The sequence below is a fragment of the Shewanella halotolerans genome (assembly GCF_019457535.1).
GTDB lineage: Bacteria > Pseudomonadota > Gammaproteobacteria > Enterobacterales > Shewanellaceae > Shewanella > Shewanella halotolerans.
Genome location: NZ_CP080417.1, coordinates 1,520,773 through 1,533,599 on the forward strand (window position 1 = coordinate 1,520,773; position 12,827 = coordinate 1,533,599).

The following is a 12,827-nucleotide window of genomic DNA, read 5'->3' on the forward strand; positions in this document are numbered from 1 at the left end:
TGTACCAGTACGATCTTAGCTATGGAGCGGTTCGTGATAAACATAACGTTAAGCCAGCAAAGCCTAGAAAATGAAATTGCTAAAAGTTTAGAGAAAAAAACATATACTTCATTTGCCGACTGCTTATTGTACTCGTTTAAGAAGTGCCTTTCTAATCAAGCGAGTGGTGATGATAGGATTATCAATAATTTGTTGGTTGATGCTGAATGCTCCATTGAAAATAAAACGTCACTTCTATATGGGCACTCTCTGGCTTCCATTGAAGACTTTGAACTTTCTTTGAATCTATCTATAACTATAAAAGTAAAAAGAAATTTTGAAGATGGCGTGTTCGAATATGTACCAGTTTTTAATTGCTTCGATAATCAAATTTTTGAACCAACTTTTGCAAAAAAGCTAAAAAAGCAAATTAACTACACCTATTCAGATCTCCGTGTTCACTTGCCTCGACTAGACGTCAAAAGTAAGCTTTCAATCAACTGCCTTTCTTTGCTTGAGGAAACATTGTCACCTGAAGGTTTGTACCTGTGTGACTACGACTTGTTTGGTTGTGCTCACAATGAAATGACGTTTGTAAACCAAAGTGACGGTAAAAGGTATTTGTGTTCATGCACGAAAGGGTTTCATGAAGAGTTACTTTCTAACCCTAAAAAAGCTTCTAACTATGATAGTTACCACAGTGAACGATTCATGCTTTCAGAGTTAGTAAGCTTGCCTAGATTAAAAGACATTTGTCATTTGTGCGTAATTAAAGAACACGGTGTTGAAGAAAGCATAATTCGATATGGAGAACCTTCTCCATCGTTGCATTACTCCTATGAAGCGTTTGCTGAACGAAAGAAGTACGAATCTGGTTGGAGTTGGATTTGTGATAATCTTGAACAAGCACTTGGCAGACAAAAGTGGGTAAATGAGAACAAAGTTTTCCTATTCACCAAGGATTTAATGACCGAGCAACGTATTCTTCGAGAAACCTCACCAACTTGGCTTGGCAAGCAAAGGCTTGATGTATACCTACCAGAACTACGATTAGCGATAGAGTATCAAGGAAAACAGCACACTGATTCAGTTGAATTTTTTGGTGGCCAAGATGCTTACGAAAAGAACTTGGAACGTGATGCCCGTAAAGCTCGATTGTGTAAAGAAAATGGAGTTAGTTTAATATATGTCTACCACCATGAAAAAGTCACACCAAACCTTATGAAGCGTAAGCTTCAGAAATACCTGAAGAAATAGCCTTGTTTAAAATAGGCTTAAAATTCGAGGTTAAAGATACTTTTTCTAATCTCAAACTAACGTTTTAGTTTATTGGCACTAAAACGTTTTTGTCCAAAAATGATTTGGTGTTTGATCGTCGCGAATACGCGGATACAGAAGTCGCTTAATCGAAGAGACGGATAATCAGGTGTAAACACATTTGTGACCTTCCGAGGCATGGCCAAAAATGTTCTCGACATTGGTGCATCCATGCACTGCACCTGCGGCAGACAATTGATACATCATAAAGCCATGGTTAAGGCTTTATTGCCAATTGGCAATGTGGCTAGATGTTAGAGCGTATTATCCGTCTACGATTCTAATCTCTTAACTCCGATGCAACTAAATCGCTTTGCTCTCGGACTATGGGGGGAGGGGAATCGGGCGATATCAGCGTTGTCGCCAACGCAAGTGTCTCATAAATTGGTTATCTAGAATCTCACTTGTGGCCATCCAGGCTCCATGATTCTGTTTTTTCGACAATCTTGAGGACGATATCGGCCAGCTCTTGCCCTTTTGGTGTCAGTCCATAGTTAACTGTTACCGGGATGGTCGCTTGCTGCTCCCGCCAGATAAACTTTTCAGCCTCCAGTAGCTTTAAACGCGAACTCAGTACCTTGCTGGAGACGAGGGCAAGTTGCTTCTGGATCTGACCAAATCTCATCACTGGGTGTTGACTGAGGAGATAGATAATATGGGCTGTCCATTTGGTTGATATTAAGGACAGATATTTATCGACATTACAGTAATTTTCGGGGGCGGTGGCGTGAACCATTGAGGCTTCCTTAGCTTCTTGGGGTTGGCAGTTTTCTATTTTTAACTATGGCTTCTACTTACCATAAGGTAACTAGTTACTTTTTGGAAGCTAATGGTTAAAGGTAACTGTGTTGGGTATCTTTGCTGCACTGTTAAACTGTATTTCAGGAGATGTAGATGAGAGTCGCCAAGATAATAACGATTGCTTTGGTCTTTTTAGTTTTTAGTGTTGCCGCGGAGTCACCAGTTGAGTACCCCAAGCCACAGTCGCCCAGTGAACTTCATGGGTTGTTTGCACAGTACTTTAAGCACAAGGATCTGCAAGGCTTATCGACGCTTTTCGCTACCGACGCAAAATTCATTCTCGATGATAAGGGGCGGGCCGCCATTGGCAGAAAAGCCATTGTCAGCGAGTTGGAAAAATATCTAGGGGTCAAGGGAGAGATGCAGACCTTGTCAAAGTCGGTTCATATTAATGGCGATATCGCGCTAGTAAGATCTCAATGGAAAATCTCGGGTACAGATTTAAAGGGGACAGCGCTTGAAGTCATGCAATACCAAAATTACGGCTGGGTGTACGTTATAGATAATCCAAATGGATATTAAACCTTTTCAGTCTGTTCACTCTTAATCGTTAAGGTAACCTCTGATACATTGATGATGTTCAATTGGGGCTTAGCTTGGGGTAAGCCTCAATTAGATCAAAATATTGATTAATAATTAGTTTCATGTCATGTAGTCTAGGTTCTGGGAGATGATTAGTTGCTAATTGCAAGGGGATTACTTGTCTGATCTTCATGAGTTCGTCACTTCATGGTGAGTCGGGGAGTTCGGCCTTTACGAGTGAATCAGTTTATTGAGCTTGGTGATAAAAGCTCGATAAAGACTGCTGAAAAAGCCAAAAGAACATGGAATTAGGAAAGGGAAATAGAAAAGGGAATTGGTAAAGGGAGATAGTGTGTCAGTCGATTATTCTAAGTGTACCTTGGATGAGCTGCTTGATGTTAACGACAACATAGATAAAGAACAGTACCCAGATAGGTATCAACAACTCACAGAAGAGATAAAACGTAGGAGAGCCGCTGGCGAGGTTGCCTCCAGCAGGCAGGGGCCACCAGATTGGCTTTATGATGATGAGGACGATGTTTTTATTGAGTTCTCATCCGATGGCCCCAAGGGCTCCAGATACTTGTTTATCTTTTTATTTTTCATGGTTAACCTCGTCGTTTTCGCCTATGTGTTGCCTAAATATCATGTGGCCGATTTGGCAGACGTGCATGAATACTCGACCACTATCGATGCTATCCAGTGCCGTAGTAGCGAGGTTATCGATGAGGAGACGGGGGGGACTTTTTACGACCTGGAAATTACCTCTTTTCAAGATAACTTCTATGCCGTCAATATCGGCGCGAGCAAGTGCCATCGCCTAGCGCAAAGCCTTAAAGTGGGAGAGAAGATCGCAATCTGGCATGAAGCTGGACTGATACTTCAGCTGAAAGCCGCTAATAAGACTCTGCTTTCCTATAAGTATATGAAGCCTAAGGTAGGTCAGTTTCAAACCAGTTATCTAAGATACTTTTGGATTGGCTTGCTTCTCTTTTGGGGCGCACTGTTTAAATCTCTGGTCAATGCCATGGCGCCGGGCACCTTTAAGGCTCGAGACGACGTGCCCGAGGTCAGTCGTTAATATCTAGATTATTTTTGTAGTAGATAATAAAAACGCCCGGCAGTAGCCGGGCGTTTTCTTGTAAGCAGCTTATTTTGAAAGCGGCTAAGTGTCTTACTTGGCAGACTTGATGAAGTCGACGATCTCCTCGAATGGGATCTCTTGCTTCTCGCCGGTACGACGGTTCTTGTATTCGAATACGCCGTTGTCTATGTTGCGCTCGCCAATCACGATGACGTGCGGCAGACCAATCAGCTCCATGTCGGCAAACATCACGCCTGGACGCTCTTTACGGTCGTCGAACAGCACTTCGATGCCGGCATCGCAAAGATCGCTGTAGAGCTTCTCGGCCATATCTTTGATGCGATGTGACTTGTGCATGTTCATCGGCAGGATACCTACCTTGAACGGTGCGATGGCGGCTGGCCAGATGATGCCACGATCGTCGTGGTTCTGCTCGATAGCTGCGGCCACGATACGGCTCACGCCAACACCGTAACAACCCATCAGCAGTGTCTGTGCCTTGCCGTTCTCGTCCAGTACGCTGGCGCCCATGGCTTTTGAGTAGTTGGTGCCCAGCTGGAAGATGTGACCCACTTCGATGCCGCGTAGCAGGCCGATGGTGCCCTTGCCACATGGGCTAGGCTCACCTTCGATAACGTTACGCAGGTCGGCAACCTCTGCCTGTGGCAGATCGCGTTCCCAGTTGATGCCCACATAGTGCTTACCGTCTTGGTTGGCACCGGCGGCAAAGTCGCTCATGACGTTAACGCTGTGATCCACATACACAGGGATGGTCATGCCAACTGGGCCGAGTGAGCCAGGGCCTGCACCCAGTGCATCGCGGATCTCTGCTTCACCGGCCATCTCAAATGGTGCCAGTACGGCATCGAGCTTCTCGACTTTGACTTCGTTCAGCTCATGGTCGCCACGCACGATCACGGCTACCAAAGGTGCCTCTTCGCTGGCGCCCTTAACGATAATGGTCTTGATGGTCTTCTCGATGGCGATACCGTGCTGCTCAACCAACTCTTCGATGGTCTTGGCGTTTGGTGTGTCGATAACGCTCATTTCCATGGTGGCTGCGCCACGAGGCTCGGTAGGCATTGGCGCCTCGGCCTTTTCGATGTTGGCGGCGTAGTCGCTCTCGGTCGAGTAGGCGATCAGGTCTTCACCGCTGTTGGCCAGCACGTGGAATTCGTGTGACATGCTGCCACCGATAGAACCTGTGTCGGCCAATACCGGACGGAAGGCCAGACCCATACGGCCTAAGATGTTGCTGTAGGCGGTGTACATGGCCTGATAGGTATCATCCATGGTCTCCTGATCAAGATGGAAAGAGTAGGCATCTTTCATCAGGAACTCGCGTGAACGCATCACGCCGAAACGGGGACGCACCTCGTCGCGGAACTTGGTCTGGATCTGATACAGGTTCAGCGGAAGCTGCTTGTAAGAGCTAACCTCTTTACGAATGATGTCGGTGATCACCTCTTCGTGGGTTGGGCCCAGTACGAAGTCGCGGTTGTGTCTGTCTTGGAAACGTAGCAGCTCTGGGCCAAATTTGTCCCAGCGGCCGGTTTCAACCCAAAGGTCTGCCGGTTGCACCATGGGCATCAAGATCTCAACAGCACCTGCATTGTTCATCTCTTCGCGAACGATCGCTTCGACTTTGCGCAGCACACGTAAGCCTGACGGCAACCAGCTGTATAGGCCAGAAGCGTTACGACGTATCATGCCGGCGCGCAGCATTAATTGATGACTGACCACCTCAGCGTTTGCTGGGGTCTCTTTTTGTGTTGAAAGCAGGTACTTGCTAACTCGCATTCCCAATATCCAGTTGTGTGATGAAATAGGTCGACATTTTAGCACCCTGACGTTTGATGTCACCTAGTTTGTTGGCCAGTAGCCGCGGGAGATCTGTGTCGGTAAGCAGGCGGCTTCAGACTTCTACTGTTTGCCTTTGTAGCAATGTGTTGACGATTCATACAGGGTCGGGCTAGCGCGGTGCAGTTCTTCTGCCCAAACGAGTGATAAGTCTATAGAAAGGACCGATAATAGCGGTCTCAAGGGGCATGTAACGCGATCAGGTTTATTGTGCGTTATCGCGTGCAGTTCGTGTGCAATTGACCTCACTCATTGCATCCTGTTGGCTATCGCACTATTCACAACATTAGCCAGCTCACCGCTTGCTTCACTGGCCACTTCATTGCTCGGCTCATGAGCAAATTGCCCTGAGATTAAACAGAATTTAACCTGAAGCATAAACAACCCCTAGTGATCAATAGGGATAAATCGCGTAAAGTATTGGGTTTTTCGTAATAAGCTACTGTCAGCTCAAAGGTAAACAGTTACATGGAAGTGATCGCACAGATCTATCCCGACCGTATCGTGGTAAGTCATGGCGAGCAGCAAACGGCCCTGTCGCCGAGTACGCCTTTTACTACCCGACGTTTGCTGGTGGGCAATTTTTCCCCTGCCGAGCAGTGTCTCAAGCAAGGCCTGAATGAGCTGGGTTGCATTGGGCTGTTTAAGCGGCCAAAACTCGTCATCCAACCTATGGCCATGTGTGAGGGCGGCCTGTCTGAGATCGAGGAGCGCTGCCTGATGGAGCTTGGCCTGAGCGCCGGTGCCCGTGATGTCAGGATACAGGTAGCGTGAGCCTCGTCCGGCCAATAGGCGCCGGAAAGAGCTGGCGCTAGTTATCTGTCATTAAGGCCAGTTATTTAGGCCGTTGGTTTAAGCGCAGTTATTTAAGGATAGCCATGAAAGCAAAATTTATTATTGTCATCGGACTGACCTTGGGGGCCTTGTTTGTGGTGCCTAAGCTCGAGACCACCTATCAGAAGGCGACCCTGAGTAACGACAAGGGGGAGACGGTGCAGTGCGAGGTGAATTGGACCGGGCTTGGCTTTGGCGACACCCTGTCGGACAGCAAGTATCAAACCTGTATCGATGACTATATCGACCAGGGCTATGTGATCAGCCGTAACGAGAAGCGGGTAGAGAAGGTGGGTGCCCAGCTGCTGAGCCTCTAAAATCAGCCTTTCAAATTGATGCTAGGCACCAGATACCGGGCAAAAAAATGCCAGCCTATTTAGGGAACAGGCTGGCGAAGGGCTAGCTGGGATCGCTAGTTGCAGTTGATCGCCTCATACAGCTCCTGATACATCATCTCGCGCATCTTGAACTTCTGGATCTTACCGGTCACCGTCATGGGATACTGTTCGACGAACTTGATGTATCTCGGGACCTTAAAGTAGGCAAATTTCTCGGTGAGGAAGTGACGTATCTCCTCCTCGGTGACGCTGGCGCCCGGTTGCACCTTGATCCAGGCGCACACCTCTTCACCATATTTCTCGCTCTTCACGCCGAAGATGGCCGCGTCCTGCACGTCCGGGTGGGTGTAGAGTTTCTCTTCGATCTCTCTTGGGTAGATGTTTTCGCCGCCGCGGATGATCATATCCTTGATGCGGCCGACGATTTTCACATAGCCTTCGCTGTCCATCTCACCCAGGTCGCCCGAGTGGAGCCAGCCGTCGCTGTCTATGGTGGCGGCGGTCTTCTCGGCATCGTTCCAGTAGAACTGCATCACGCAGTAACCGCGGCTGCAGACCTCACCGGGTTGCCCGACGGGGAGCACCTCGCCAAATTCATCGACTATCTTCACCTGAGTGTGGGCCAGGGCGCGGCCGACCGTGGTGACGCGTTTCTCCAGCGACGAGCCTATCTCCGTCATATTGTTGATGGGGCTGCATTCCGTCTGGCCGTAGCCGATCAGCACCTCTTTCATATACATGAGATCTTGCACCCTGCGCATCACTTCTTCGGGGCAGGTGGCGCCTGCCATCACACCGGTGCGCAGCGAGCTGAGATCGAAGCGTTTAAATTCCGGATGCTCCAGCTGGGCGATAAACATGGTAGGTACCCCATGCAGCGCGGTGCAGCGTTCGGCCTCGACGACTTCTAGGGTGGTCAGGGGATCGAAGGAGTCGCTTGGGTAGATGGCCGAGGCGCCCACAGAGATGCAGGAGAGGTTACCCAGCACCATGCCGAAGCAGTGATACAGGGGCACAGGAATACAGAGTCTATCTTCAAGCCCTAAGCGCATCGCCTTGGCGACCAATAGGCCGTTGTTCAAGATGTTGTGATGGCTCAGGGTCGCGCCCTTGGGGCTGCCGGTAGTACCCGAGGTAAACTGGATATTGATGGCATCGAAGGGGGAGAGCTGGGCGGCTGTATCTTTGAGCGCCTTGCGATCGCTCTCGGTGAGCGGACGCTTGAGATGGTTGAAGTTGAGCATGCCGGGCGAGGCTTCGTCGCCCATGCGGATCACAAACTCCAGGCTCGGCAGGTTGGCCGACTCAAGCTGTCCCGGCAGGCATTGCTTCAGCTCCGGGGCCAGCTCGTAGAGCATAGAGAGGTAGTGGCTGGACTTAAATTTCTCGGCGCAGATGATGGCGCGGCATCCCACGTTGTTGAGGGCATATTGTAGCTCCTCGGGGCGATAGGCCGGGTTGATGCACACCATGATGGCGCCAATCTTGGCGGTGGCAAACTGGGTCAGACACCATTCTATGTTGTTGGGTGACCAGATACCGACGCGATCGCCGGGCTTGATGCCGATGGCCAGCAGGCCGGCGGCCAGTTCGTCGATATGGGACTGGTATTCCTGGTAGCTCCAGCGGATCCCTTGATGATGCATGACGATGGCGAGTTGGTCGGGGTGGCTGGCGGCCATCTGATCCAGGTAGTCGCCTATGGTTTGTTCGATCAGTGGCGTGCTGGTGTCGCCGTCAAATTGACTCAGTTGTAGGGGAAGTTGGTTCGCAGTTGCAAATGTCGTTACAGCAGACATAGAGCCTCCGTGCATAGGGTGTGTCGATAGCGGTCTGAAGACACACTACTCAAAGTGTGAGGTTTCTCACAAGCAAAGAATGGCGTTTATAGACTAAAGAACTAAGTTGGTAGCGGGGGATAGATAGAAAGGTGAAAACAGAGTTTTATTCAATAAAAACAATATTAAAAAGGAGGCTGCTGCCTCCTTTTGTCGGTAAGTATCACGGCTATGGCTAGCGGCCGTCTTGGGCGCGGCGGGTCTTAAAATCTGACGCCTCGAGCCACTTTGGCCAGTCGTTATTGTTGGCCAGCTTCTCCAGAATATCGCTGATGAGCGCCAAATCTTGCTCGACACCGCCGAGCGTCCAACTTGGGTCATAATCATCGGCGCCCTGGTGATACTTGTGGGCGATATAGTCAGGGTCTGTGTCTCCCAGGCTCATGAACATCAGGCCGGGGACTCCTTGCTTGGCCAGGGCGAAGTGATCCGAGCGGAACATCAGGCCATTTTGCGGCCGCGGATCGGCCTTGACCCAGCGCCCTTGAGCTTTGGCAGCATTGTCCAGGTAGTTTTCCAGCTCAGAGACTCCTTCACCATAGCGCAGTATGTAATCCACTCCTTTGCCGACATTCATGCCGTCTATGTTGAGGAAGGCGACCAGCTGCTTGGTGGGGACTGGCGGGTTCTCGGCAAAATATTGCGCGCCGATGAGGCCGGTTTCCTCGGCGGTGAAGGCGCTGAACAGCATGGAGCGCGCAGGTGGCTGGGTAGCGCTAAGCTCCTTGAAGTGACGCGCCAGCTGCAGTACCCCGGCCACGCCCGAGGCGTTGTCTACCGCGCCGTTGTAGATGCGGGTCTGATCTTCGTGGACCGTCTTACCCAGGTGATCCCAGTGGGCGTGCATCACCAGCCACTCGTCCGGACGCGTCTTGCCCGGCAGCAGACCTGCAACGTTATAGGAGGTGGCCAGCTCGATATCGTTGTTCACCTCAAGGTTGGCCTTGAGTTTTAGCGATCGCGACTTAAAGCCTGGCTTGGCGGCGGTGAGTTTGAGCTTGTCGTAATCCAGGCCTGCGGCGGCAAAGATCTTTTGCGCTACCTCATGTTGGACCCAGCCCATGACGCCTATGTGTGAGCGGTTCTTCTCCTTGTCTACCAGGGTGTATTTGGTATTGGTGTTGCTGTTTTGCACCACGTTCCAGCCATAGGCGGCGGGAGCGGTTTCATGGATGATAAATACCGCCTTGGCCCCTTGTCTGGCGGCCTCTTCATACTTATAGGTCCAGCGGCCATAGTAGGTCATGGCGTTGCCCTTGAACACCTCTGGGTCTTGGGTGGCAAAGCCTGGGTCATTAACCATGAGGATCACCGTCTTGCCTTTCACATCGATACCGGCGTAGTCGTTCCAGCCGTATTCGGGGGCGTTGATGCCATAGCCGACGAAGACGATTTCGCTGTTATCCAGCTTGATGCTTGGCTGGATCTGCTCGGTGCGGGCGGTAAAGTCGCTGCCATTGTTAAACACCAGCTCGCCTACTTTTAGCTGCATATTCTGATCGGCGGTGATCTTGGCCATGGGCACGCTCTGGCGATAGCTGTCGCCAAAACCTGGTGCTAACCCCATCTTCTTGAAGGCATTCTCAAGATATTCCACCGTGAGGGTCTCGCCCTGTGAGAGGGGGCCGCGGCCCTCAAACTCATCGCTGGCGAGGGTTTTAACATCCTGACGGTAGCTTTGTTGGTCAAAGACGAAGGGGGCGGCACTGGCGGCCGGTAGGAGCAACAGGCCGAGTAAGCCCAAGAGGCGTGGGGTATTCACAGACGACTTCCTTTTGTGATGTTTGTTTTATTATCTGGTGCTCGCTGCCATGGGTAATGGCAAACGATCAATACCAATCAGGGTAAGTAAGTGATCAGAAGTAGCGTAGGAAAAACGGTCGAGAACAAGGCATGATTTTCGATAAGTAGTTATTCTACAATCAAAAATAGTAACGCCGTTATCGGACGTTTTAACAAGTTAGCATGATCAGTTATTTACTACGATTGGTATTATCATCATATGTGCATCAGAAAGGTTGATGCAAGAGGGGAGCTATGGCGGGGCAAAGATCTGTTAAGTTTGTTTGCTTGTTAAAAAAATCTGCTTTAGCTTTAAGCTATTGGTGAATGTAAGTGTGCCATTGTTTGGCGCTATTAATGTTAGTGGATTCAGGGAATGACGATGAAAGTTACTTGGGTTAAGGAAAAGACGATGAAGGTTACAATAATCGTGCTGATGGCAAGTGTCAGCTTAGGAATTATGAGCGGCTGCGCCAGTAATAAATCTCTCGATCAGGCCTTCTACGATGGGGTTAAGAAAAGCGCCGAGTCGCGGCCCAATAACCCGGATAATCGCGTAGAAGATAAGGACTTAGGCGGCGGAGTCGTCAACGTGATTTTCCATGGTACCGGTAAGCTGATCCATGGCAATTAGCTAAGCCGTTATTTCTTATCGCGCCTGTCGCCTATAACGCGGGCCGGATTACCGGCGACGATGGCATAGTCGGGCACATCCTTGGTGACGATACAACCCATGCCGATCACGGCGCAGTCACCTATGGTCACCCCATCGACTATCCCCGCCTGGGCGCCGATCCACACATCTCTGCCTATGACGATTCCCTTAGACTGACTGCTCTGCTGATAGATAGGCGTGTCCGGGTGCATGCCGTGGTTGAAGGCGTAGATGGTGACATTGTTGGCGATGCGGGTCTGATCGCCAATCACTATCTTGCCGCGCCCGCCGTCCAGGGAGCAGCCATGATTGATAGCAACCTCGTTACCCATGACGATTGGGCCGTGCAGAAAGCTGTCGGCGGCGATCATGCAGCGATCACCGATTAGGATATCCCGGCCCGGCTCGGCAAACAGTTTCGCCTGGGGAGCGATAAAGCACTCCTTGCCTATGCTCACAGTTTCGACCGCCATCAGCGCTTGCTGCACCTCATCCTGCCAGGGCTTGGCCCAGACCAGATGTTTGGGCTTTAAGGAGAAGTAGAGCCAGGGCATGTAGGCCAGGCGCTGCTTATGTTGCTCTCGGTAATCCACCTGGTTATCTAATGGGGTTTGCATGATTACTCTGCTTCCCTAAGGGCGTCTGGCTGCACCGGGCGCACGGCATCGACCAAGATGCCTGTCTTGTCCACATGCCAGAGGATGTCGAGATCATACAGGGCGACCTGGTAATGCTTTGGATCTTCCTTGGCCTTCTTGTAGGCTGGGCGTGGATCCTGTGCCAGTACCTCTTCGATGATGGCCGTGAGGTTGGGATACTTCTCATCGGGAAGCTTGTCTAGCTGTCGCTGCACCCCATCGCTAAAGCGCACATCTATCGGCACCGGCGCCTCGTGGGCGATACCACCGATGGCACCCTCGATGGCGTCGGAGAAGGGGATGTAAGGCTTGATATCCAGAATTGGCGTGCCGTCCAGCAGATCCATGGCGGAGATCTCGAGCTCAACCTTGCCCTTACGTTGGTGGATGGCGTGCAGCCTAACCACAGACTGACCTATGCCGTTGGGGCGGAAGGTAGAGCGGGTGGCAAATACCCCCAGTTTCTCGTTGCCGCCCAGGCGCGGTGGTCTGACCGTGGTCTTCCAGCCTTGGCTTAGATTTTCATGGAAGGTAAACAGCAGCCAGATGTGCGAGTACTGAGACAGGCCGCGCACGGTATCGATATGATTATAGGGAGGCTGCAGCTCGACGAAGCCGCGGGCGGCGGTGACCAGCCCCGGCTGTCTGGGAATACCAAATTTCTGCTTATAGGGGGTACGGCAGATAGCCACCGCCTCAATTTCACGCTTGAGTGTCATGGTAAAGACTTATGTTCACGCTATTGCGCAGGGCGCTAAAACTAGTTTTCTGTGGTGGGTAACAATATGGCCTGACCGACGCACAGGGCTTGGCTAACACAGGCCTTGCTCGGCTCCTCGATGAGGGCGCAGCGCTTGATGATCAGCCCGTTGGCGCCTTTATCTGCGGCGGCGCGGCGGGCCATGGTGCGGGCCTCGCTGATCGATGCTGGCACATCCTGGGCGCGCTCCTGACAAGATTCACCCTCGACCATCCCCTTGAGCTCATAAGGACCCTTGGGCTGAGTCTCTTGAAACAGCTGGACCTCACCGGCCTTGAAGTAGTCGTCGATGGCCTGACCATCTAAATTGCTGTTGAAGGTGTATTCGCCGGCGCAGCCACCGAGTAGCAGGGCAGAGAGCAGCAGGACAGACTTAGGAGCCATTTTCAGAGCAGTGGTCAGGTCGGAATTAGTCATGA

At 50.9% G+C, this 12,827-nt stretch carries 13 protein-coding genes; 6 read left to right on the top strand and 7 right to left on the bottom strand.

What is annotated here, in order from left to right; genetic code table 11:
• The first annotated feature begins 33 nt into the window (after nt 1-33).
• Complete coding sequence (locus K0H81_RS06610) at nt 34-1,236, top strand: PDDEXK family nuclease (RefSeq protein WP_220060313.1); 1,203 nt, start codon at nt 34-36, stop codon at nt 1,234-1,236.
• A gap of 460 nt (nt 1,237-1,696) precedes the next feature.
• On the opposite strand, the gene K0H81_RS06615 is transcribed toward K0H81_RS06610, so the two are convergent.
• Nucleotides 1,697-2,032 carry a winged helix-turn-helix transcriptional regulator gene (locus tag K0H81_RS06615; protein WP_144200343.1) on the bottom strand — a complete coding sequence of 112 codons (336 nt, stop codon included), beginning with the start codon at nt 2,030-2,032 and terminating at the stop codon, nt 1,697-1,699.
• 158 nt (nt 2,033-2,190) lie between these two features.
• Here K0H81_RS06615 and K0H81_RS06620 point away from each other — a divergent pair, with 158 nt between their 5' ends.
• Entirely contained in the window at nt 2,191-2,619 is a 429-nt protein-coding gene (locus K0H81_RS06620) for a YybH family protein (protein ID WP_220060314.1), read from the top strand.
• A 352-nt stretch (nt 2,620-2,971) separates the two neighbouring features.
• Entirely contained in the window at nt 2,972-3,700 is a 729-nt protein-coding gene (locus K0H81_RS06625; RefSeq protein ID WP_220060315.1) for a hypothetical protein, read from the top strand.
• Nucleotides 3,701-3,793: 93 nt separating this feature from the next.
• Here the strand turns inward: K0H81_RS06625 and K0H81_RS06630 are convergent, their stop codons facing one another.
• Entirely contained in the window at nt 3,794-5,503 is a 1,710-nt protein-coding gene (locus K0H81_RS06630; RefSeq protein ID WP_220060316.1) for a proline--tRNA ligase, read from the bottom strand.
• A gap of 528 nt (nt 5,504-6,031) precedes the next feature.
• On the opposite strand from K0H81_RS06630, the gene K0H81_RS06635 reads away from it, so the two are divergent.
• Together K0H81_RS06635 and K0H81_RS06640 are read left to right on the top strand one after the other, a co-directional pair.
• The gene (locus K0H81_RS06635; RefSeq protein ID WP_220060317.1) at nt 6,032-6,337 is read left to right on the top strand and encodes a hypothetical protein; all 306 of its coding nucleotides are present in this window, start codon (nt 6,032-6,034) and stop codon (nt 6,335-6,337) included.
• 104 nt (nt 6,338-6,441) lie between these two features.
• On the top strand, nt 6,442-6,714 hold the full coding sequence (locus K0H81_RS06640; protein WP_220060318.1) for a hypothetical protein: 273 nt from the start codon (nt 6,442-6,444) through the stop codon (nt 6,712-6,714).
• Between the two features lie 95 nt (nt 6,715-6,809).
• Here K0H81_RS06640 and K0H81_RS06645 read toward each other — a convergent pair whose 3' ends face one another.
• Nucleotides 6,810-8,534 carry an AMP-binding protein gene (locus K0H81_RS06645; RefSeq protein ID WP_220060319.1) on the bottom strand — a complete coding sequence of 575 codons (1,725 nt, stop codon included), beginning with the start codon at nt 8,532-8,534 and terminating at the stop codon, nt 6,810-6,812.
• Nucleotides 8,535-8,748: 214 nt separating this feature from the next.
• Nucleotides 8,749-10,302, bottom strand: coding sequence for a M28 family metallopeptidase (locus tag K0H81_RS06650; RefSeq protein WP_258406448.1), 1,554 nt, complete (start codon nt 10,300-10,302; stop codon nt 8,749-8,751).
• A gap of 465 nt (nt 10,303-10,767) precedes the next feature.
• Between K0H81_RS06650 and K0H81_RS06655 the strand changes: the two genes are divergently transcribed.
• Nucleotides 10,768-10,989 (top strand): hypothetical protein, encoded by a 222-nt coding sequence (locus tag K0H81_RS06655; RefSeq protein WP_220060321.1) that lies wholly within the window; start codon nt 10,768-10,770, stop codon nt 10,987-10,989.
• 8 nt (nt 10,990-10,997) lie between these two features.
• Here the strand turns inward: K0H81_RS06655 and K0H81_RS06660 are convergent, their stop codons facing one another.
• The 3 genes from K0H81_RS06660 to rcsF are packed head-to-tail and all read right to left on the bottom strand — an operon-like array spanning nt 10,998 to nt 12,825.
• Nucleotides 10,998-11,627: an acyltransferase gene (locus tag K0H81_RS06660; protein WP_220060322.1), complete on the bottom strand. Its 630-nt coding sequence runs from the start codon at nt 11,625-11,627 to the stop codon at nt 10,998-11,000.
• A 2-nt stretch (nt 11,628-11,629) separates the two neighbouring features.
• On the bottom strand, nt 11,630-12,367 hold the full coding sequence (tsaA, locus tag K0H81_RS06665) for a tRNA (N6-threonylcarbamoyladenosine(37)-N6)-methyltransferase TrmO (protein WP_220060323.1): 738 nt from the start codon (nt 12,365-12,367) through the stop codon (nt 11,630-11,632).
• Between the two features lie 41 nt (nt 12,368-12,408).
• The gene (rcsF, locus tag K0H81_RS06670; RefSeq protein ID WP_220060324.1) at nt 12,409-12,825 is read right to left on the bottom strand and encodes an Rcs stress response system protein RcsF; all 417 of its coding nucleotides are present in this window, start codon (nt 12,823-12,825) and stop codon (nt 12,409-12,411) included.
• Nucleotides 12,826-12,827: the final 2 nt, after the last annotated feature.

Excerpts from the sequence above, each read along its gene's own strand:
- K0H81_RS06620 (WP_220060314.1), top strand. The coding sequence starts at position 2,191 with ATGAGAGTCGCCAAGATAATAACGATTGCTTTGGTCTTTTTAGTTTTT.
- K0H81_RS06640 (WP_220060318.1), top strand. The coding sequence starts at position 6,442 with ATGAAAGCAAAATTTATTATTGTCATCGGACTGACCTTGGGGGCCTTG.
- rcsF (WP_220060324.1), bottom strand. The coding sequence starts at position 12,825 with ATGACTAATTCCGACCTGACCACTGCTCTGAAAATGGCTCCTAAGTCT.
- K0H81_RS06635 (WP_220060317.1), top strand. The coding sequence starts at position 6,032 with ATGGAAGTGATCGCACAGATCTATCCCGACCGTATCGTGGTAAGTCAT.
- K0H81_RS06615 (WP_144200343.1), bottom strand. The coding sequence starts at position 2,032 with ATGGTTCACGCCACCGCCCCCGAAAATTACTGTAATGTCGATAAATAT.
- K0H81_RS06630 (WP_220060316.1), bottom strand. The coding sequence starts at position 5,503 with ATGCGAGTTAGCAAGTACCTGCTTTCAACACAAAAAGAGACCCCAGCA.
- K0H81_RS06660 (WP_220060322.1), bottom strand. The coding sequence starts at position 11,627 with ATGCAAACCCCATTAGATAACCAGGTGGATTACCGAGAGCAACATAAG.
- K0H81_RS06655 (WP_220060321.1), top strand. The coding sequence starts at position 10,768 with ATGAAGGTTACAATAATCGTGCTGATGGCAAGTGTCAGCTTAGGAATT.
- K0H81_RS06645 (WP_220060319.1), bottom strand. The coding sequence starts at position 8,534 with ATGTCTGCTGTAACGACATTTGCAACTGCGAACCAACTTCCCCTACAA.
- tsaA (WP_220060323.1), bottom strand. The coding sequence starts at position 12,367 with ATGACACTCAAGCGTGAAATTGAGGCGGTGGCTATCTGCCGTACCCCC.